Origin of the sequence: Maribacter sp. 1_2014MBL_MicDiv (genome assembly GCF_001865655.1) — a bacterium.
GTDB lineage: Bacteria > Bacteroidota > Bacteroidia > Flavobacteriales > Flavobacteriaceae > Maribacter > Maribacter dokdonensis.
In genome coordinates this window covers 696,985-719,054 of record NZ_CP011318.1, presented here as the reverse complement: position 1 = coordinate 719,054, position 22,070 = coordinate 696,985, and the positions used below count along the sequence as shown (strand labels likewise).

The 22,070-nt window shown below is 36.6% G+C and carries 16 protein-coding genes; 11 read left to right on the top strand and 5 right to left on the bottom strand.

All coding sequences use genetic code 11. The features are described from left to right. Window positions 1–6: 6 nt before the first annotated feature. Both bshC and YQ22_RS02935 read left to right on the top strand, forming a co-directional pair. Window positions 7–1,611 carry a bacillithiol biosynthesis cysteine-adding enzyme BshC gene (bshC, locus tag YQ22_RS02940; protein ID WP_071340015.1) on the top strand — a complete coding sequence of 535 codons (1,605 nt, stop codon included), beginning with the start codon at window positions 7–9 and terminating at the stop codon, window positions 1,609–1,611. Between the two features lie 3 nt (window positions 1,612–1,614). After that, window positions 1,615–2,988, top strand: coding sequence for an ArnT family glycosyltransferase (locus tag YQ22_RS02935; RefSeq protein ID WP_071340014.1), 1,374 nt, complete (start codon window positions 1,615–1,617; stop codon window positions 2,986–2,988). Here YQ22_RS02935 and YQ22_RS02930 read toward each other — a convergent pair. Both YQ22_RS02930 and YQ22_RS02925 read right to left on the bottom strand, forming a co-directional pair. Continuing rightward, window positions 2,985–3,530, bottom strand: a complete 546-nt coding sequence (locus YQ22_RS02930; protein WP_071340013.1) for a pyridoxamine 5'-phosphate oxidase family protein — start codon at window positions 3,528–3,530, stop codon at window positions 2,985–2,987. The genes YQ22_RS02935 and YQ22_RS02930 overlap by 4 nt on opposite strands. 392 nt (window positions 3,531–3,922) lie before the next feature. Beyond that, window positions 3,923–4,648 (bottom strand): SIMPL domain-containing protein, encoded by a 726-nt coding sequence (locus tag YQ22_RS02925; RefSeq protein WP_058105709.1) that lies wholly within the window; start codon window positions 4,646–4,648, stop codon window positions 3,923–3,925. Window positions 4,649–4,721: 73 nt separating this feature from the next. Between YQ22_RS02925 and guaA the strand changes: the two genes are divergently transcribed. Genes guaA through YQ22_RS02905 form a run of 4 tightly spaced genes read left to right on the top strand, consistent with a single transcriptional unit; the run spans window position 4,722 to window position 9,369 of the window. Further along, window positions 4,722–6,254 carry a glutamine-hydrolyzing GMP synthase gene (gene guaA, locus YQ22_RS02920; RefSeq protein ID WP_058105710.1) on the top strand — a complete coding sequence of 511 codons (1,533 nt, stop codon included), beginning with the start codon at window positions 4,722–4,724 and terminating at the stop codon, window positions 6,252–6,254. Window position 6,255: 1 nt separating this feature from the next. Beyond that, the gene (locus YQ22_RS02915; protein WP_071340012.1) at window positions 6,256–8,442 is read left to right on the top strand and encodes a LysM peptidoglycan-binding domain-containing protein; all 2,187 of its coding nucleotides are present in this window, start codon (window positions 6,256–6,258) and stop codon (window positions 8,440–8,442) included. 1 nt (window position 8,443) lies between these two features. Continuing rightward, a complete protein-coding gene (locus tag YQ22_RS02910; protein WP_058105712.1) occupies window positions 8,444–8,848 on the top strand; it encodes an OsmC family protein in 405 nt (134 codons plus the stop codon). After that, a complete protein-coding gene (locus tag YQ22_RS02905; RefSeq protein WP_071340011.1) occupies window positions 8,836–9,369 on the top strand; it encodes a DUF922 domain-containing protein in 534 nt (177 codons plus the stop codon). Before YQ22_RS02910 ends, YQ22_RS02905 begins: the two co-directional genes overlap by 13 nt. A 67-nt stretch (window positions 9,370–9,436) precedes the next feature. Here YQ22_RS02905 and YQ22_RS02900 read toward each other — a convergent pair whose 3' ends face one another. Beyond that, window positions 9,437–10,306: a hydroxypyruvate isomerase family protein gene (locus YQ22_RS02900; protein ID WP_071340010.1), complete on the bottom strand. Its 870-nt coding sequence runs from the start codon at window positions 10,304–10,306 to the stop codon at window positions 9,437–9,439. A 49-nt stretch (window positions 10,307–10,355) separates the two neighbouring features. On the opposite strand from YQ22_RS02900, the gene YQ22_RS02895 reads away from it, so the two are divergent. The 3 genes from YQ22_RS02895 (at window position 10,356) to yidC (ending at window position 14,210) form a co-directional block, all read left to right on the top strand. Further along, window positions 10,356–10,598, top strand: coding sequence for a DUF3820 family protein (locus YQ22_RS02895; RefSeq protein ID WP_058105714.1), 243 nt, complete (start codon window positions 10,356–10,358; stop codon window positions 10,596–10,598). 50 nt (window positions 10,599–10,648) lie between these two features. Further along, window positions 10,649–12,286 (top strand): CTP synthase, encoded by a 1,638-nt coding sequence (locus YQ22_RS02890; RefSeq protein ID WP_071340009.1) that lies wholly within the window; start codon window positions 10,649–10,651, stop codon window positions 12,284–12,286. 70 nt (window positions 12,287–12,356) lie between these two features. After that, window positions 12,357–14,210 carry a membrane protein insertase YidC gene (yidC, locus tag YQ22_RS02885; RefSeq protein WP_071340008.1) on the top strand — a complete coding sequence of 618 codons (1,854 nt, stop codon included), beginning with the start codon at window positions 12,357–12,359 and terminating at the stop codon, window positions 14,208–14,210. 246 nt (window positions 14,211–14,456) lie between these two features. Here yidC and YQ22_RS02880 read toward each other — a convergent pair whose 3' ends face one another. Further along, entirely contained in the window at window positions 14,457–16,004 is a 1,548-nt protein-coding gene (locus YQ22_RS02880) for a fasciclin domain-containing protein (protein ID WP_071340007.1), read from the bottom strand. Window positions 16,005–16,308: 304 nt separating this feature from the next. On the opposite strand from YQ22_RS02880, the gene mnmA reads away from it, so the two are divergent. Continuing rightward, on the top strand, window positions 16,309–17,499 hold the full coding sequence (gene mnmA, locus YQ22_RS02875; RefSeq protein ID WP_071340006.1) for a tRNA 2-thiouridine(34) synthase MnmA: 1,191 nt from the start codon (window positions 16,309–16,311) through the stop codon (window positions 17,497–17,499). Between the two features lie 152 nt (window positions 17,500–17,651). Beyond that, window positions 17,652–18,593: an NAD(P)H-dependent flavin oxidoreductase gene (locus YQ22_RS02870; protein ID WP_071340005.1), complete on the top strand. Its 942-nt coding sequence runs from the start codon at window positions 17,652–17,654 to the stop codon at window positions 18,591–18,593. Between the two features lies 1 nt (window position 18,594). Here the strand turns inward: YQ22_RS02870 and YQ22_RS02865 are convergent, their stop codons facing one another. Next, entirely contained in the window at window positions 18,595–22,026 is a 3,432-nt protein-coding gene (locus YQ22_RS02865; RefSeq protein ID WP_071340004.1) for a DUF7133 domain-containing protein, read from the bottom strand. Window positions 22,027–22,070: the final 44 nt, after the last annotated feature.

The window sequence follows — 22,070 nt, the reverse complement described above, 5'->3', positions numbered from 1 at the left end:
TTTTATATGGATATTGACTGTTTGCCCTTAGTAAAAACGGGCTATTTTTCGAAATTAATTTGCGATTATGTTGCCGCAGAGACTAAGCTTAAACCATTGTATAATCGTTTTCCGAATTTAGATGGGTTCAAAGGGCAAATAGAAGAAAAGGGTAAACAATTTACCCAATCGCAGAGAAGTGTATTGTTTGGTTCATTGATAGAACAGTATAAAGGAATCAACGTTTCTAAGCAAACCAATGCTAATATTGAGCTTTTAAAGGAGAAAAATACATTTACGGTAGTTACGGGCCACCAGTTGAATTTATTTACAGGTCCGCTTTACTTTCTTTATAAGATTATTTCTGCCATAAACCTTACCAAAGAATTAAAAAAAGAATTTCCGGATCAAAACTTTGTACCGATCTATTGGATGGCCACCGAGGATCATGATTTCGATGAAATCAATTATTTTAATTTCAAAGGACTAAAATTTCAGTGGAACAAAGAGGCTTCTGGAGCTGTAGGTCATTTGCCTACGGAAGGATTGGAAGAGGTTTTTGCCCTTTATTCTAAAACTATTGGTGATAGTAAAAATGCACAAGTATTAAAAGAATTATTTGAAAGTGCCTATTTAAAGCATGATACCCTGACCGATGCAACACGCTTTTTAGCGAACGAAATTTTTAAAGACTACGGTTTGGTAATTGTTGATGGGGATGATGTTGAGTTGAAGAAATTGCTTGTGCCATACATGAAAAAAGATATTTTTGAGCAAACAGCTTTTAAGAAAGTATCTGAAACTATAGAGGAAATTACCCAAATATCTTCTGATTACCCTGTACAAGTAAACCCACGTGAAATCAATTATTTCTATTTAAAAGATGGTATTAGGGAAAGGCTAGTGGAAAGTAAGGGAAAATATGCCGTTAATGATACTGCCATAACTTTTACGAATGAGGAGTTGGTGAGTGAAATGGAAAATTTTCCAGAAAGATTTTCTCCCAATGTTATTGCCAGGCCTTTATACCAAGAGGTTATTTTACCCAACCTTTGTTATATAGGCGGCGGCGGAGAAATTGCATATTGGTTAGAATTAAAGGCTTCATTTGACGCCATGCAAGTAACGTTTCCTATTTTATTGGTCAGAAATTCAGCTTTGATCATTACCGAGAAACAAGCCGATAAATTAGAGCGAATGAATATTTCCAAGTCAGATGTATTCTTGAGCCAGAATAGCTTGATCAATAAAAAAATTCGTGAAATCTCTAATATTGATATTGATTTTGCTCCACAGAAAAAATTGTTGGAAGAGCAATTTAAAGAAATGTATGCGCTTGCAGAAAAAACAGATAAGTCGTTTTTAGGCGCGGTAAAGGCTCAAGAGGTAAAACAGAAAAAAGGCTTGGATGCCTTGGAAAAAAGGTTGCTCCAAGCGCAAAAAAGAAAATTGAAAGACCATGTAGTTCGTATGACCGAACTGCAGAATGATATTTTTCCGAATCAATCTTTACAAGAAAGACAATTAAATTTTTCGGAGTTTTATTTAGCATATGGTGAAGCATTGTTACCAATGCTATTTAAGGCGTTAGAACCTTTGAATTTAAATTTTACGGTCATCACCCAAAAGTAAATAATGGGTAAAGGCAAAACGCTACATAAGATAAACGTACTTGCTATATTATCCTTTATTGCCATTACGGCAATTACTTTTTTCAAAAGTGCGTTAGAATTAGAAGACGCAGAGCAGGCTTATTATTCTCAGTGGTTACGTTGGGGTTATGATGATCAGCCACCCCTTTATACGTGGTTACAGTATGGTTTTAATACTGTTTTTGGTGTGGGCAAATTGGCATTCTCTTTACTTAGGGCGGTCTTGTTTGCAGGAACATTGTTATTACTTTACAGATTTTCAGGATTACGTATTAAGGAGGCGGATACATCTAAATTGGCTGTTCTGGCATTGGTTTTAATACCCGTATATATAGATTTTACTTTTCGTAGACTCTCGCATACAAGTTTACTTTGTTTATGTGTAGTTGCCTCTTATTATAGTATACAGCTATTGTTAGCGCGTAAATCTATTTTAAATTATCTTTTGCTTGGATTGGTTTTAGGTGTAGGTATAATGTCTAAATACAATTATATATTCTTTCTGGTGACTTTTGCCGTGGTCGCTTTGTGGGATAAAGAATTGAGAGCTATCGTTTTCAACCCAAAAATACTATTGTCGGTTTTAGTGTCCGTTCTATTGGTTGGTCCTCATGTATATTGGTTATTAGGTCCAGATGAATATCAATCTTTTCTAACCTCTAGTGTAGAAGAAAAAATAGGAAAAGAACAAGCTAAATCGGGTTTTTCAATGCTACCCTTTATGGTCTATTTAAAAGGCTTGTTTGCTTTGATGTTTCCTGTTATCGCCATAATCGGTATAGGCTGCTTCTCTAAAAATTTAAGTTTTAATAAGCTTAGAATCAATTGGTTTTTTAAAATGTTAATTACGCAATTACTGGTATTGGGTTTGTTTTTTCTCATTTTTCAAAGTCAGAAAGTTGAGACCAGATGGTTGCTACCACTTTTTATTCCTTTTGTAGTTCTACTGCTGGAAATTGTTGATTTAAAGAATAGTAAGAAATTAGTTACTGTTGGGTACTGGGTTTTTATATTGGTTATAGGTATGCAAACCATAAGAACACCAATAGAAAAGGTGATGAAAATACCTTCATCTGTACATTTTGGTTTTGAGCCGGTTGCCAGTAAGTTGAGCAAGAATTATAATACTTATCATTGGGTGCTACCTAATGTTACTTATGCCGGTAATCTGCGTTTACTACATCCAGAACTTACCATACTTTCTGCAGATGATTATTCGTTAACCGCATTGGAATTGCAGCAGGAGTGGGAAGTTGAAATAACGATCGGCCCATCTGTAGAAAAACAGACCACACCTGTAGATAGTCTCATTGGTTTTGGGAAAGAAAAAGAAAATCTATATTTCTATATCAATTAAGGAACTAGGAATTCCCCCTTCCACATGTCATCGGTCTTTGAGAAAAGAGCCCTAATATGGTTAGGTCTTTTAAGTTTTAGATATTCAATTTTAGTTGGAAAAATATCGATTATGGTGAAATGGTTTTTGTCTTCTACATATTCCACATGGTCAGGATTCTTAATTGCTGTACCGGGGCTAGTTTCTGTGATGTAATCTTTTCTGCTGTTGGGCTGAATATTTTGCCAAGTTGATTTTAATCTTTCGGTATTTGTTACTATTTCAGCAATACCTTCTACTTTTAACTGCATCATTTTATCAGGATGGTATAAAAGCAAGCTAACTTGGTTATTTACATGAATATGATTTATCTTTTGGGTTCGGCCATCGGTATAAATAGTTAAACATAAATTTTCGGTCACCTCACGAAGTACTACGGTACGCAGTCTTGCAATAGATTCATTGCCGGTAGTTGCCATTGTAATGTACCTAAATGGGTGCCCTCTTTCAATTACACTCTTTTTGATCTCAATACTTAACTCTTCAAAAAATGAACCTGTCATTGTGGTAATTTATTTAATAGTAAAAATAAATGAAAAATAGGGTAGGGTAATGGTTTAGTTAGTTGTTATAAAGATAATAGCTATGAAAAAGAAATTGAAAAGGTTCAATTTTTAGCTTTTGGTTTAATTTGGTTTTTGATTTATTTAAAAGCTCGGGGTGGTTTCCGAGCTTTTTTTTGGATTCTTTGTAAGGTATTAAAAATACGTGCGACCAATTTGCGGAATACTGATTGCTATGAAAAAGAAATTTTAAAGTATTCGGTTTGATAATTGGTTGATTAAAAAGCCCGGGTGATTACCGGGCTTTTATATGTTATATATTTAAATGATTGATAAGAGAAGTAAATTGCTCTTAACCAGATCGGTAAAAAGGATCGATCAAAGCACTACTATCATTTAACTTTATATTCTAAACGCATAGTTATTGATGCGGTCTTATTTTTAGAAGAGGTGTTATAGGCACCGCCCCAACTATAGTCTTCTCCAGAGTTTTGACCGGTAATTTGAAAAACGCCCATATTGGCAGAAACCAGGTCACCTAAATTACTACCTGCATTTTCGGCAATTTTCTCTGCACGTATTCTGGCATCCTCTGTTGCTTTGGAAATCATCTCAATTTTAAGGTCTGCCAATTTTGTATAATAGTACCTTGGGGGCAATGAGTTAAACTGAACACCTTTATTTAAAAGTTCGGTAATTTCTCTAGAAACACCTTCTATTAAAGCTACATCTTCAGATTCTATTTTTAAAGTTTGTACAAGTTGGTATCCTTTAAAAATATTGCCAACGTAATTTCCATTTTCATATTGGTTGTCTCGCATTTCTGTAGTTTGAACACTATTAAAAATAATGCTTTTAGTATCAATGCCCTTAGATGTTAAATATTCTCGAACAATTTCCTTGTCTTGGTTTAATTGGTCGAAAGCTGTTTTTAAAACAGTGCTATTGGTAGAAAATTGACCTTCCCATACAATGAGGTCAGAGGTGAAATTTTCATTGCCCAAGCCTGTAACCGATATCATTTGGGGCGGGTTTGCCCTTTGTATATAAGCGTTGCCTAAAAAATATGCAGCAATGACAATTGCCGCTCCAAAAATAATTGCACTAATGTGTTTCATGAAAAATATTTAAATCGAGTCTAAATATATTAAAAGATACTTTTCAAGAACGGTCAATTTGCTATTTTTGCCCATGCAAAATAAAGTCCTAATACTAGATTTTGGTTCTCAGTACACCCAATTGATTGGAAGACGCGTACGTGAACTAAACATTTTCTCCGAGATTAAACCTTATAATAAATTACCAAAAGACCTTTCTGAGTATAAAGCGGTAATACTTTCTGGATCGCCCTTATCGGTTAGGGGTGAAGATGCCGTTCACCCAGATCTGTCTGAAATTAGAGGTAAAAAACCATTGTTAGGCGTTTGTTATGGCGCGCAGTATTTGGCACACTTTAATGGTGGTAGTGTAGAAAAATCGAATACACGTGAATATGGTCGTGCAAACCTTAGCTTTGTTAAGGAGAACGAACCATTTTTTGATAAGGTAGATGCAGGTAGCCAAGTATGGATGAGCCACGCCGATACCATTAAGCATTTACCAGAAAATACAACTCTTTTGGCAAGTACGCATGATGTTGAAAATGCCGCTTTCAAATTTGAAGGCGAAGAAACATATGCTATTCAGTTTCACCCAGAAGTGTATCATTCAACAGATGGAAAACAGGTGCTGGAAAACTTTTTAGTGCATATTGCCGGGATGGAACAGACTTGGACGCCAGATGCCTTTGTTGATAAAACAGTAGCTGAATTAAAGGCGAAAATAGGCGATGAAAAAGTAATCTTAGGGTTGTCCGGTGGTGTAGATTCTTCTGTTGCAGCTGTTTTATTACATAAGGCAATAGGTAAAAACCTGCACTGTATATTCGTAAATAACGGGCTTTTAAGAAAAAACGAGTTTACCGATGTACTTAAGCAGTATGAGGGAATGGGCTTAAATGTAAAAGGTGTAGATGCTTCGGCACGCTTTTTGGGTGATTTAGCAGGAGAAAGCGATCCAGAAACTAAGAGAAAAACAATAGGTAGGGTTTTTATTGAGGTTTTTGATGATGAATCTCATTTGGTAGAAAACGCAAAGTGGTTGGCACAAGGTACTATTTATCCAGATGTTATAGAATCGGTTTCGGCAACTGGCGGACCTTCACAAACAATAAAGAGTCATCATAATGTAGGTGGTTTGCCAGATTTTATGAAATTAAAAGTGGTAGAGCCTCTAAAGATGTTATTTAAGGATGAGGTAAGAAGAGTAGGTGCTAGCTTGGGTATAGATAAAGCTTTGTTGGGTAGGCATCCTTTTCCAGGTCCTGGTCTGGCAATTCGTATTCTTGGAGATATCACTCCAGAAAAAGTGGCTATTTTGCAAGAGGTGGATGCTATCTTTATTGACGGGTTGAAAAAATGGGGACTATACGATAAGGTGTGGCAAGCCGGTGCTATGTTATTGCCCGTTAACAGCGTAGGTGTAATGGGAGATGAACGTACCTATGAAAAATGCGTGGCACTTAGAGCCGTGGAAAGTACAGATGGTATGACCGCCGATTGGGTGAACTTACCTTATGAGTTTCTACAAAAAACATCAAATGATATCATTAATAAAGTCCCTGGCGTTAATCGTGTCGTATATGATATAAGTTCTAAACCGCCAGCAACAATTGAATGGGAATAGTATGAAATATATATTTAATCAAGTTTACATTATTTGGGCATTTTGCGTATTGGTCTCTTGCACTGCAATGGCTCAGAAATTTAATACACATGAGGTTAAAAGAGGAGAGACCTTAGAAAGTATTTCTAAATTATATGGGGTTTCTACTGAAAGTATTTTGCAGTACAATAAAGAGATAAAAACCGGTCAGGATTTAAGACCTAATACTATATTGGTAGTACCAAGTGCAAAAGTTGCGACTAAGCCGGCAAACACTCCTAACAAAAATAGTACAGAGATTGCACAAGATGCAGAAAATTCTAGAGAGCCAATAGGTTATACAGAGCACCGTGTTAAGAAAAGGGAAACCATTTTTGGAATTACCCAAATGTATAATATTACCGAGGATGAATTAAAAAAATATAATCCGGTTTTATATGCCTCGCCCCTTCAGAAAAAGATGGATCTGCGTATTCCTAAATATGCCGCTCCAAAAGTTGAAGATGTGGGTATGAACGATGAAGATTTTGAAAAATACATTGTTGCCGCAAAGGAAACCAGATGGAGTATAGCGCATAAATATGGCATTACCATAGATAGCATGTTGGTTTTAAATCCTGGGCTATCAAAGTCGGACAATTATTTATCTGAAGGTTATGAATTGGTTATGCCTAAAATAGCCGGTAGTACGGTAAAGAATCAGGTAACCCAATTATACACCTCTTATACGGTACCTGCAAAGATGAATTTTTATCGTTTAGAGAAAGAATTTGGAGTAAAATCAGATGAAATAGTGCGCCTTAATCCAGAAATTACAGAACGTGGTGGGTTAAAAGAGGGTATGGTTATTCGTATACCTGAACAAAAGGTAGAAACTGGTGATATTAATACGGACAACTATATTTTTTATGAGGTTAAACCAAAGCAAAACGAGTTTAGGCTGACTAGAAAATTTGACATGACCTGGGCAGAGCTAACTCAATTGAACCCTGATTTAAAAGATGGCTTAAAGGCAGGCATGGTACTTAAGTTGCCAAAAGATAAAGTGGGTGATTTTGAAGTGAAGAATGCCCTGGTATTGGATAAAGTGAATTTATTGGATAGCATTAATGTTGCCGTAAAGCCAAAAGTACTGTTCATGTTGCCATTTAGATTGGACAAGGTGAATTTGGCGGATAAGGAAAGCGCTGAAAAAACAATTGATTCTAGAAGAGATATGACCGTTAGTTTAGGTCTGTATTCCGGTGCATTGGTAGCCATAGATTCGTTAAAGTCTTTAGGAGTATCAATAGATGTGAAAACGGTTGATAATCAATTGGATTTAGGTAAGACAAAACAACTATTGCAAGCAGAACAATTAGGTGGTTATAGTGCGGTTTTTGGTCCTTTGGACAATCCTTCATTAAAAGAGACCGCAGTTCAAGCTTCTAGATATAACGTTCCGGTATTGGCGCCGGTAACGGCAAAAAGCGATTTAAGTTTAGAAAATGTGTTCTACTCTTATACGGATGAAGAGGTATTATGGAAACATATGTTAGACTATGTTGAAAACAATCATACAGATGAAACACTTTTGATCATAGCAGATGAAGATAATAAAAAGGAAAAAGATGCTATTATAGAAAGATTTCCATCTGCAAAAGTGGTAGTCGTAAAAGAAGAGGAGAAAAATATTGGTATCAACAGAGATAAACTACAGACCCTGCTATCTGACCAAGTGCCTAATTGGGTTTTTGTAGAATCTGATAATTATAAGTTGATTTCAAGTATAGTCTCCATATTAAATTCATTTAATAATACTGCCTTTGATCCTTTGGTGGGTAAAGATAAAGTTAGTGTTCGCATGTTTACAACAGACATGAACTCTGCGTTTGAAAATGATGTGATTTCCAATACACATTTATCAAATTTAAAGTTCACTTACCCTTCAGTGAATAAAGAGGTTGCCAATAGTTCTTTTGTAGATAGGTATAGAAAACGCTTTGGTGATGATCCCAATAAATATGCGGTAAGAGGTTTTGATCTTACCTATGATTTGTTGTTGAAATTAGCTTATAAAAACAACTTGTTGGAAGCTTCTAGATTCATAGGTGAAACAGAATACAATGGTAATAAGTTCAATTACCAAAGAAAAGGTGTTGCGGGCTATTATAATCAATCGTCATATATAATGATGATGGATGATTTAAGAATTAAAACATTAGAATAAAATGACATCAAAAGTAACGTATAACGGTGGTCTTAGAACTGAATGTGTTCATTTAAAGTCCAACAATTCTTTTGTGACCGATGCTCCCGTTGATAACAATGGTTTAGGAGAGGCATTTTCACCAACTGATACCGTGGCTACGGGCTTGGCAAGCTGTATGTTGACCATGATGGGTATTAAGGCAAACGGGTTAGAGGTAGACTTGAAAGGGACTACGGCATCCGTAACTAAGCACATGGCGGCCTCACCTAGAAGAATTTCTAAAATAGAGGTTGAAGTTCATTTGCCGGAACAAGTTTCTGAAAAGGATAGAAAGATATTGGTGCATACAGCAAATACATGCCCGGTACATTACAGTTTACACCCGGATATTGAAAAAGTAATCACCTATTATTGGGATTTGTAAAAAGAACATATTATATTTTTTGGCTTTTGATCGTTTTGTGCATTGCTTCTATTCAAGGTCAAGAGGAAGTTGAATGGTCACCGGAGTTTAGGTTTACTTGGAAAGATTTTAAAGGTAAGGTTCCGTCCGGTAGTGGTGCAGCAGCTACTACGGCCAGTGGAATTAGTTATGATTTTTCTACATTTTATGAAAACGGGGAAATGCAAGTGGACTTTAATGTATACGCATATTTTTACCCCACAAAATCTTGGTATAAACCAAAAATATGTAATGATGTAACATTATTGCATGAGCAGTTGCATTTTGATATTACTGAGCTATACGCACGTAAATTAAGGGTAAAGTTGGCAAATGCCACTTTCACCGATAATGTTAAGGAAGAGGTTCGTAAATTGTATAGGTCAACCATTAGGCAGTTGAACGATTTTCAGAATAAGTATGATGCAGAGACCAATTACTCCAGAAATTTGCCTGTTCAAGAAAGATGGGTGAAAGAAATAGGGGAGGCACTTGACCATTAGAGATCAGTATAAATTAAAAAGCACCTTGAATGATAAGGTGCTTTTTAATTTTTGGATATGAGTGTTTCTATATGTCGCAAATGGTGACACCTTGCTTTAAGGCATCTAATTTATTTTCCCAACTAGGTACAAACTCTTGTGCAACATGACCCTTATAACCTGTTTTCAAAATAGCTTTCATGACTGCAGGATAGAAAATTTCTTGGGTTTCATCTATTTCATGTCTGCCAGGGTTACCTCCTGTATGGTAATGACCATAATATTGATGGTAGTTTTCAATATTTCTTATAATATCGCCCTCCATTATTTGCATATGGTAAATATCATATAGAAGTTTAAAATGTTCAGATCCAATAGCCTCACAAAGAGAAACGCCCCATTCGGAATTGTCGCACATATAATCTTTATGGTTTACTTTACTGTTCAATAATTCCATTTGAAGAACAACACCATGTTTTTCTGCCAAAGGCATTAACCTCTTTAATCCGGTTGCACAATTGCGCAAACCTACAAGGTCGTCCATTCCGTTTCTGTTACCGCTAAAACAAATTAAGTTGGTGTAGCCAGCTTCAGCAACAAGGGGAATTACGCGTTCGTAATCGGCAATAAGTTCATCGTGTAAAGAAAGGTCGTTAAAACCTTTTTCAATACCCATACCTGCTCCCCAGCACATAGATGCATGAATATTGTATTTTTTTAGAAGAGGAAATTCTTCTGGTCCAACTAGATCAATCGATCTAATGTCAAGTTCCACTAAGCTTTTAAGGAAATCTTCAAAAGGAATACTGCCGTAACACCAATAACAAACACTATGGTTTATATTGTATTTTAATTTAGCCTTAATGTCAGGTTTGGTGTTGTTTGCCACTGAGGCAGATGTAGTTAAGAAACCAACAGAGGCAGCCGCTGAGGTTCCAATAAAATTTCTTCTTTTCATGTTGTTTTGAGATGTTGATTTTTTAAAGATAATTTTTTTACATTTAATAATGGAAATAATTCCCGATAAGGAAAAATTAATAGAGCTGGCACATTATAGGATGCCATTTGGTAAATATAAGGGCAGGTACTTGGTAGATTTACCAGAACCCTATTTGGTGTGGTTTCAACAAAAAGGGTTTCCTGATGGTAAATTGGGAGATTTGTTGCGATCTATGCTAGAAATCAAAACAAACAGCTTAGAATCGGTAATTCGAAAAATACAAAAACATTTTCCTAAGGAAACCCGTTAAGTTCTATCCTCAATTTGTAACTTTGTCTCCCGTAACATAGAATTCGATACATGGCACAAACCAAATACATCTTCGTTACGGGAGGCGTTACTTCTTCGTTAGGAAAGGGCATTATTGCTGCATCTTTGGCGAAATTACTGCAATCTCGCGGATACAAGACTACAATTCAAAAACTAGATCCTTACATTAATGTAGATCCAGGAACCTTAAACCCTTATGAGCATGGCGAGTGTTATGTAACTGATGATGGTGCGGAGACCGACTTGGATTTGGGTCACTATGAGCGTTTCTTAAACGTACGTACCTCACAGGCAAACAATGTTACTACAGGTAGAATTTACCAAAGCGTAATTGAAAAAGAACGTAGAGGAGAATTTTTAGGTAAGACCGTACAGGTAGTTCCGCATATAACCAATGAGATAAAAGAACGTGTGCAGTTGCTAGGCAATAGTGGCGATTACGATATTGTAATTACAGAAATTGGTGGTACTGTAGGTGATATAGAATCGTTACCATACATAGAAGCGGTTAGACAGTTACTTTGGGAGTTGGGTGATGATAATGCCATAGTAATACATTTAACCTTGGTACCTTTTTTATCTGCAGCTGGCGAGTTAAAGACAAAGCCAACACAGCACTCTGTTAAGACTTTAATGGAAAGCGGTATTAAAGCCGATATTTTGGTATGTAGAACAGAGCATGAGATTTCTAATGAAATAAAGGATAAGTTAGCACTTTTCTGCAATGTTAAGCGCGAAGCGGTAATACAAAGTATTGATGCATCTACTATTTATGATGTTCCATTATTAATGCAAGAAGAAGGTTTAGATACCGTAACATTGCAGAAATTAGCATTGCCAAATACCGTAGAGCCGGATCTTACCCGTTGGAATGAATTTTTGGTAAGGCATAAAAACCCTAAGAACGAGGTTACTATTGGTTTGGTTGGTAAGTATGTTGAGTTACAAGATTCTTATAAATCAATTTTAGAGGCATTTATACATGCTGGAGCATCAAATGAGGTTAAGGTGAATGTAAAATCGGTACATTCTGAATATATAACCGAAGATAATTACAAAAACAAGCTTAAAGGATTAGATGCTATTTTAGTAGCACCTGGTTTTGGTGAGCGAGGTATAGAAGGTAAGGTAAAGGCTGTTGAATTTGCTCGCGTAATGCAAATACCGTTTTTAGGTATTTGTTTAGGTATGCAAATGGCGGTCATAGAATATGCACGCAATGTTTTAAAACTTGCCGATGCAAATTCAACCGAGATGGATGAGAACACTCCTGATCCGGTTATTAGTATTATGGAAGAGCAAAAAACTGTAACCGATAAAGGAGGTACAATGCGTTTAGGTGCTTGGGATTGTGATTTAAAAGACGGTAGCTTAGTGAAGAAAATGTATGAAGGTGCATCTCAAATATCTGAACGTCACCGTCATAGATATGAATTTAATAATGCATATTTAGAGCAATTGGAAAATGCCGGACTTTTAGCAACTGGTTTTAACAAGGAGACCAATTTGGTTGAAATTGTGGAATTAAAAGATCATCCATGGTTTATAGGTGTGCAATATCACCCAGAATACAAAAGTACGGTTGCCAATCCGCATCCATTATTTGTAGGTTTGGTAAAGGCAGCTTTAGACCATAAAAAGGCACAAAGTAATGCCACATTGGCATAAACTTCATATTTGGGCATATATTTGCAATCTTAAAAAATTCAAAATAGACCCAATTAATTAGAAACACCACATGGAAGAAAAGAAATTTGATGTACAATCCATCATAGGCTTTGTGCTTATTTTTGGAATACTCATCTTCATGTTTTACCAAAACAGACCTACTCCAGAAGAGTTGGCGGCAGAAAAGGCAAAACAAGAGCAAGTAGAAGCTGCGAAGGCATCAGAAAATTTAGAAACAGAGACTGTAGGTAACAATGAACCACAGTTAGATTTACAAGATTCTACAGCAGTTGCCAATTACCAAGGTAAATTAGGTGCATTTGGGTTTACAAAACCATCTAATGATATTACCACTTTGGAGAATGATGTTCTTTTGTTGAAAATCAGTAATAAAGGTGGGCAGATCGTAGAGGCGAAAATGAAACAGTACGTTACTTATGATTCTGTACCGGTTTATTTGGTAAAAGATGGTAACGCTTCTTTCGCATTAGATTTCTCTACATCTGACAACAGGGTGTTGAATACGGCAGATTTGTATTTTGAGCCATCAATGTCAAATGATAATGGCAATCAAGTTTTGTCGTTGAAAGCAAAGACTTCAAACAATCAATATTTGGAGTATAGGTATGTCATGAAACCAAATGATTATTTGGTTGATTTTATGATTAAATCCAAAGGATTGGATAACGTCATTAGTACAAGTAAACCTGTAACATTAGATTGGAAGTTAAAAGGTATTCGTCACTCAAAAAGTATTCAATATGAAAATAGGTATACGCGTTTAACCTATAATCATGAAGATGGTAAAATCAGCAAGTTATCTGAAGGAAGTGATGATGAGGAAACCGAAGAGGATATAAAATGGATTTCTTACCGTCAACACTTTTTCTCAAGTATATTAGCAGCAGATGTACCATTTAAAAATGGAGATTTGACTTCGGTTAACTTGGTAGAGGAAGAAAGTAGAACCTTTGGTTTTACAAAAGAATATGCATCTGCGTTACCTGTGGACTTGGAAGGCGGAGAAATTTCTAAAGATTTACATTGGTATTTTGGTCCAACAGATGTAGATACCCTTTCAAAGTATGAAGATTTGGGTCTAGATGATTCCATTCCTTTTGGGTGGGGTATTTTCGGTATGATCAATCGTTATGTGTTTACACCATTCTACGGTCTTTTAAGCACGTATTTTCCTTATGGTATAGCAATTGTGATCATGACGATATTGGTACGTTTGGCAATGTCGCCTGTAACATATAAATCCTACTTGTCACAAGCAAAAATGAAGGTGTTGAAACCTGAAATTACTGAGCTTGGCGAGAAATACAAGGATAATGCCATGAAAAAGCAACAAGAAACCATGAAGCTTTATGGTAAGGCAGGGGTAAGCCCCATGAGCGGTTGTATACCAGCGGTTATTCAAATGCCGATATTCTATGCACTTTTCATGTTTTTCCCAACATCGTTCGCATTACGTCAAAAATCATTTTTATGGGCAGATGACCTTTCTTCTTTTGATACTATTTATCAATTCCCAGAAGGATTTTCTATTCCATTTTACGGTGATCACGTGAGTCTGTTTCCTATTTTGGCATCTATAGCTATTTTCTTTTATATGATGATGACTACAGGACAGAATATGCCAACTCAACCAGGTATGCCTAACATGAAATTTATCATGTACTTAATGCCATTTATGATGTTGTTTTTCTTTAACAACTATGCAAGTGGATTGAGTTTGTACTACTTCGTTTCTAACTTGATTACTATTGGTATTATGCTGGTCATTAAGAATTTTATACTTGATAATGATAAAATTCATGCCCAGATACAGGAGAATAAGAAGAAACCTAAAAAGGAAAACAAATTCCAAAAGAAAATGCGCGAGATGATGGAACAAGCAGAAGCGCAAAAGAAGAACTAATTTTATTGTTCTATATAAAATGAAAAGCCCTTTCAAATTTGAAAGGGCTTTTGCCATTAAATAGAGTTGGTTTGGTAAGATTTGGGATGGTAAAGATGTAATTAAATTTAAGTTCAATAAAAAGTTAGTTGTAAAGGGTGGCTTATTGTATGTTAAAATAGTCTGTACTGATGTTAGTCATTTTATGGCATAAAAAAACCTTCCCATAAAGGAAGGTTTTTAAATTTGGTGAATGGCGCTAGCTTATTACAATGCATCTAAAGCTGCTTGTGGCAAAAGAACCTTGTTAATAACGTGTACAACACCGTTGCTAGCTTCAACATCGGCAATGATAACAGAAGCGTTATCTTCGCTCGCATCTTCAACGTGTACTGTTCCATCTTTAATGTTAATACCTACATTTTCACCTTGTACGGTTGCAATAGTTTGCCCGTCACTTAAATTCGTAGAAAAAGCAGCTGTTCCAGAAACTACGTGAAAAGTTAAAATAGTAGTCAATAATTCTTTTTCGGCTTCGGTATCAAAATCCGCAAGGCTATTATAATCCTCTCCTAAAGAATCTAGTAATGCTGCGAAGGCATCATTAGTTGGGGCAAATACTGTAAAGGGACCTTCCCCGTTTAAGGTTTCTACCAAACCAGCATCTGCTTGCACCAGAGCATCTACCAATAAGCTTAGGTCGTCTGTAGCTACTGCAGTATCTACAATGGTTTTCAATTGTAAGCTCATAACAAAGTCTATTGCCGCTTGTGGTAATAATACTTTATCAATAGTATGTGCAACACCGTTAGATGCCATAATATCTACTGCTGTAATATTTGCGTTGGTATCGGAAGCATCACCGATTACGAATGTATCCCCAGAAGAAATTATTTCAACGCTGTTGTTTTCAAACGCCGTTGCAACCTGTCCTACAGCCAAATCTGTAGATTTTACTTCAGCGGCAATAACGTGAAATAATAAAATATTTTTTAATAAGTCAATTTCTTCATCTGTATCAAAATCATCAATGCTATTATAATCGTCGCCTAAAACCTCTAACAATGCTACAAAGGCATCATCTGTAGGTGCAAATACGGTAAATGGTCCATCAGAACTCAAAGTAGCGGCTAAATCAGCCTTAATTACCGCTGCCTCTAGAAGCGATAAAGGTTCGGTAGCTACAACAATATCCACCAATGTGCCATTCTCTTCAGGCATTTCCTCTCCGTTCAAAGCATCTATAATAGCTTGTGGTAGTAATACTTTATCAATAACGTGAACCACTCCATTACTGGCCTCTACATCTGCAATAACTACTTTAGCATCAATTTCAGTGGCGTCATCTATGAAAACATCACCATCAATATTAATGGTTAAATCTTCACCTTGTACTGTAGTCACCATCATACCGTTGGACAAATCGGTAGAGTTGGCAGCTACACCTGCAACTACATGATAAGTTAATATTGAAGTTAAGATAGCTCTCTCTTCGTCCGTATCAAAATCTGCCAAAGTATCAAAATCATCTAATTGGTTCAATAGTTCGGTAAAGGCATCATTAGTTGGTGCAAAAACGGTAAATGGACCGTCGCCGCTTAATGTGCCTACTAAATCAGTGCCTTCTGAGTTGTCAGCAGTTGTAAGGGCAGAAACTAATGAGGTAAGCGCATCTTCCGCCTGAGCTGTCTCTACAATGTTCATTTCGTTTGGTGTCATAGGTGTTACACCGTCATCATCATCACTACATGACCATGTAACTATGGAAATGGTGAGTACTAGTAAAAAATTTCGTAATCGTAACATTTTTTTCATAACTGTGTTTTTAAGGATTGTTCAATTGAATATGTAAGATGTTTAACATTAATGGCTATAAAATACATATATGGTAGTAAAACATCTACAATGCTAAAAATACGATAGTTACATTTTGTTTAAACAATTTTTAAAAAAGTTTAACAAAATATTTTTAACTCAATAAAATTAGCTGTTAGTACGTAGTTGATCTGAGCTCTTCTTTTTATTAAGATTGTAGGCAGTGAATAAAGAGTATGTGTATTTTTAAATAAATAGACTTTGAATTGAAATTTTGTAAATTTGTTGCGACCAAGATGAAGAGATGAAAAAAGTAGTAATAGGACTTTCTGGAGGAGTAGATTCAAGCGTGGCGGCATACCTTTTAAAAGAGCAAGGTTATGACGTTATTGGCCTGTTTATGAAGAATTGGCATGATGATTCGGTGACGATATCAGAAGAATGTCCGTGGTTAGAAGATAGTAACGATGCCTTGATCGTTGCAGAGAAGTTGGGTATTCCATTTCAAACGGTTGATTTAAGTGCTGAATATAAAGAACGTATAGTTGACTACATGTTCAGGGAATATGAAATGGGGAGAACCCCAAACCCTGATGTGTTATGTAATAGGGAGATCAAATTTGATGTCTTTATGAAAATAGCGATGCAGCTTGGGGCAGATTATGTAGCTACCGGTCATTACTGTAGAAAAGGTACTATAAAAAATACTGACGGTACGGAAACCTATCAGTTATTGGCAGGGAAAGATGGTAATAAAGATCAGTCTTACTTTTTATGTCAATTATCGCAAGAGCAATTATCTAAAACCTTATTTCCAATAGGGGAGTTGACCAAGCCACAGGTGAGGGAAATTGCCGCAAAAATGAATTTGATCACCGCTGATAAAAAAGATTCTCAGGGTTTATGTTTTATTGGTAAAGTAAGGTTGCCCGAATTTTTACAACAACAATTAAAGCCTAAGACAGGTAAAATTGTTGAGGTTCCTGCCGGGTTAGATGCTTATGCACAAATAGCGCCAAGTTTTGATGATAAAAAATCAGAGTTGGCCTACTATGCGGAGAAACCGGTATATCATTTAAATGATGGTAAAGTAGTAGGTGAGCACCAAGGGGCACATTATTTTACCAAAGGGCAGCGTAAAGGTCTGCATGTTGGTGGAACAAAAGAGCCTTTATTCGTAATCGATACTGATGTTAATGAGAATATCATTTATACAGGTCAAGGTAAGGCACACCCAGGTTTGTATAGAAGAACTTTGTTTGTAAAGGATGAAGAAATACATTGGGTTCGTGAAGATTTGGCTTTGAAAATGGATGAGAAGTTAGAGGTGAAAGCACGTATAAGATACCGACAAGAACTACAGGAAGCTACCATATATAAAGTAGAAGGTGGTATGTACGTAGATTTTAAGGAAATGCAATCTGCCATTACCGAAGGTCAGTTCGTAGCTTGGTATTTAGAAGATGACCTTATAGGGTCTGGGGTTATTTCTTAAATTTATATGGTGTTATAGGAGGATTAATAATAATCAAAACTGTAACATATTATTCCATAGTAGGTATTAGGGAGAATAAATGCTTGCGTTGAAAATTATAGTAACTATTCAATATAATTCTTTGGGGTTTTCCAGGGAAATTTACCTAGCTCATGCAAAATAGAATTTCTGAACTTTTCAAAATAGAATTTCCAATAATTCAAGGAGGTATGATTTGGACCAGCGGATGGCGATTAGCCAGTGCGGTATCCAATGCCGGTGGTTTGGGAGTTATTGGTGCCGGTAGTATGTATCCAGATGTTTTACGCGAGCATATTCAAAAATGTAAAGAAGCGACTTCAAAACCTTTTGGAGTGAATATACCGATGTTATATCCTGATATTGATAAATTGATGGATATTATTGTTGAGGAAAACGTCAAGATCGTATTTACATCCGCGGGAAACCCAAAAACGTGGACACCCTTTTTAAAGGAAAACGGAATAACGGTTGTACATGTGGTCAGTAGTTTAAAGTTTGCTTTAAAGGCACAGGATGCGGGAGTAGATGCTATTGTAGCAGAAGGTTTTGAGGCAGGTGGACATAATGGTCGTGATGAAACAACAACTATGGTTTTAATTCCGGCGGTTAAAGAGAAAATTCATATTCCCCTAATAGCCGCTGGTGGTATAGCAACTGGGAAAGCAATGTTAGCGGCAATGGTCTTAGGTGCAGATGCTGTGCAGGTTGGTAGTAGGTTTGTGGCAAGTGAAGAAGCATCTAACCATATGAACTTTAAAGAAGTTGTGGTTAAAGCCAAAGAAGGCGATACCCATTTGACGTTAAAGGAGCTTGCCCCTGTTAGACTAGTAAAGAACAAGTTCTATAATGATGTACAAAAAGCCTACGCTACAGGAGCCACCGTTGAAGAGCTAAAAACCCTTTTAGGAAGGGGGCGTGCCAAAAAAGGTATGTTCTTAGGCGATTTAGAAGATGGTGAGCTAGAGATTGGTCAGGTATCGGCTTTAATACATGACATAAAACCAGCTGATGAAATTGTTAAAGCGCTGATGAAAGAGTTTAATGAGAGGAAAGCAGAACTTTCCTCTCTATAGATTAAACTTCTTTATCTTCCCCTTCGATCACCCGCTTTTTGTTTCTCAAAGATCCAAGGTATTCAATAAGATCACGAAGTTCTCTTCTTGAAATCATTCTACCCATTGCAGGCATTGCAGACATGGAATTCTCTCTACTGGCAATTCTCATTAAAGGGACTCTTAAAGGCTCCGCTTCAGAAGTTCTTAGAAGTAATTCTTTGTCATTTTCCTCAATAAGAACACCTTGTACTTTTTGTCCGTCTTTCAACGTAATGGTTACGGTGCCATAGCCTGGTGCCAAACGTATACTAGGTTCTATAAGCGCTTCTAGCAATTGTTGTCTGTTCAGGATCTTGCCAATATTGTCCAATTTTGGTCCAACCTCTCCACCGGAGCCATTTACTGAGTGGCAACGTACACATTGTGCAGTGGGATTATTGTTGAATACAGATCTACCGGCCCACCAATTTCCACCATATAGCGTTTCTTGAAAAGAATCGGCAGAATAACCAGCCTCCTTAAGTTTGTCTAATTGAGCTATTAATTTTGGGTTTTCGGTTGCGTTTACAGATTCCATTAAATCTAATAATATACCCTGCTTTAGTTGGTCTTTACTGGCTTTATTAATTAGGCTAGATAGTAATGCATTACTATTCTCTACAGGTAGGTCACCTAAAACATTTAACATTCTCTGTTGTTCAGATATAGAGCCTCTTTTAAAAATAGGGTCTACAATGCTAGGAAGTTTTTCTTTAGGTATATTTAATTGCGCCAAAAGACCTACGGCTGCTGTTCTTACTTCTTCATTGCTGTCTTTCATACCAATGGACATGGCAGTTTCCATTTGTTCGAATTTTAATTGACCAAGACTGTTTAGTACTGTAGCACGTACCTCTGCTGATTTGTTGTTTCTAAAAATAGAGAATAACTCATTGTTATAATCGGTAATACCCACTGCGCTCAATGTCTTAGAAATACCGATTAAAATTTCAGGTTGGCGTTCATTTAAAAATGAAGGGATATCTTTTCTGATCTTCTCTTCTAGTTGACCGTTTTGCCTAATTATTTCTCCTCTATATCTACCATCTACACGGTCTAAGAGAGAAGGATTGTTCCAAGTTCCCAAGGCGGCAAGAGCCTCGCCACGTAAGTCGCTGGAAACACTTTTTCGCTTTGCAAAATTGATAAGGAAATCTAGTTGTTCATCACCACCAACGCGTAAAGCTGCATTGATCGCTCTTCTTAATAATGGTTCTGAGGTGAATTTCTCATTATTTAGGGTAGCCGCCAAAGCCGGCAATGCAGCCTCTATAGAAAGATCATCGTTTATGGCACGAGCGGCTTCCGTTACTATATACTCATCTTTATCAGATAAGAATATTGAAATTTTAGGGTCTTGTAATTTTCTCAAGATAAGAACTGCTGCAATACGCAAACTTCTGTTCTCATTATTGGCAAGAGCTAAAATTGGTTCTGCTTTTCCTATTCTTGCAAGAGCCAATACGGCAGCATGTCTTAGGTAAAGATCTTGATTATTATTTGCTTCGATCATTGCCAAAAGTGGTTCAATAGCGTTTTCATGTTTTAATCTACCTAATGCTTGGGCAGCATAGAACTTAACCCGATCGTTCTGGTGGGTGGTCAATGCTATTAAACTATCGGCAGCTTTCCCGTACCTTACATCACCAAGAACTTTTGCACTTTGCGCAACAATTTCAGCATCTTCGTCACTTAATAGAGTTAATAAAGGTTCGGCATCATCAACATCTTTTGCCGCTATTTGCCCAATACCCCATATGGCGTGAATACGTGCAAATTGGTTTTCTTCTTCAGTTAAAGCCTTTTCTAAAGCTCTGTATCCCCAAAAAGTTCTTTTGGCAAGTTCAAATTGTGCTTTTTGCCGAATTCTCATATCATTATACGAGAGTAGTTTTATAAGATTATCAGTTTTGTCATCTTCATAATTATGGGTCATTAACCGTTGTGTTTCTAACCTTTCTTGTTCAAGATCATTGGTTTGGTCCGTAACGTCTAATTTCCATACCCTTCCGTAATTTTTGGTTCCCCAACCATTAACCCAATCGGCAAGGTATAATGCGCCATCTGGACCAAAATCAATACCTGTAGGCAATACTCCGGATAAGATAGATTCTTCACTCTTCAGTTCAAAAGAGGCACCTTTCGGTTTTAGATCAAAAGACCAAATATGTGATCTGCTGGGGTCACCTACAAATTCTACTAAGAAAAATTTGTCCATCCACTTTTTGCCCAAAGCGGTGCCAGGGTTATATCTCATTCCGGTAGGTCCGTTATGAAAATTCTGAATAGGAGGTATGATATACGCGGCTTGACCATCCCAATGTGGGGTAAAGAGTTTTTCATCCATCCAAACGTTATAACCATTGTTCTTTGGGTCCGTATATTTTCCATACTGCCAATTGGCTCTCCACCCAGCATCTGAACCTTCTACGATATGAACCAGGCGTTCACTTTCTCCCTTATGGTCACCGTCGTTATCAGAAGAAATAATATTTCCGTAGGCATCAAAAACAAACTCATGCGTATTGCGCAGACCGTGAGCAAAAACCTCGAAGTCACTTCCATCTGGGTTACTTCTTACAATTACCCCTTCATTTGGGTATTTATGGTTTTCACCATCAACGGTAGTAATATTTGCACCAATATCACCAATACCCCAATATATTTTACCATCTGGACCTTCTATGGCACCGGACATACCGTGACCGCTAAATCCTATATGTACGGCAAAGCCCTCTGCAATACTGGTTTTTTCGTCCAAAATTTTATCGTCATTAGTATCTGTTAAGCGATACATACCTGGACCAATACCAACAAAAACATCGTTATCACGTACTAAGAGTGCGCCGGCCACATCATTGATTTCATCGCTAAAATCGTTCATGATCTGGGTAGAAATATCTGCAATACCATCATTGTCGGTATCTTGTAACATCCAAATTTCATCTTGTTCAACGGTAAGATCTTGCCAGTCATGAATGCTATCATTATTAAGGTCAGGTAACCATTCATTTTCTTTACTAAGTTCAGGAGCAAAAGTTTTATGAAGAAAGGCTCTTCTATCTTCCACAGATTCTAGGGAGATGGATTCTGTCATCCAATCTCTATGTCCGCGAATATCAAATTCTGAGTTTTTGGCTCTGTTAGTACGAGTAATGTATACATTGCCTTCATTGTCAATATCAAGTGCAATGGGGTCTGGAGCCAAGGAATCTGAAGCCCAAAGACTTAGTTCTAGTCCGTCTGCAACTTCAGCAGTAATGGTTTCTCGAGCTAATTTAGCCATTTCAATAAGCTCGGTACTATCTTGTTGAATGGTTAACGGAATTTCAACAGGCTTTTTATTGATGCATGAAATAGAAAAAAATAATAGGGCGATTACCCCCAAAAGGAATTTTTTAAAGAATGTCATTGTTGTTTGGTTGAATTGAAACTTAAATGTAGCGAATAATGGAG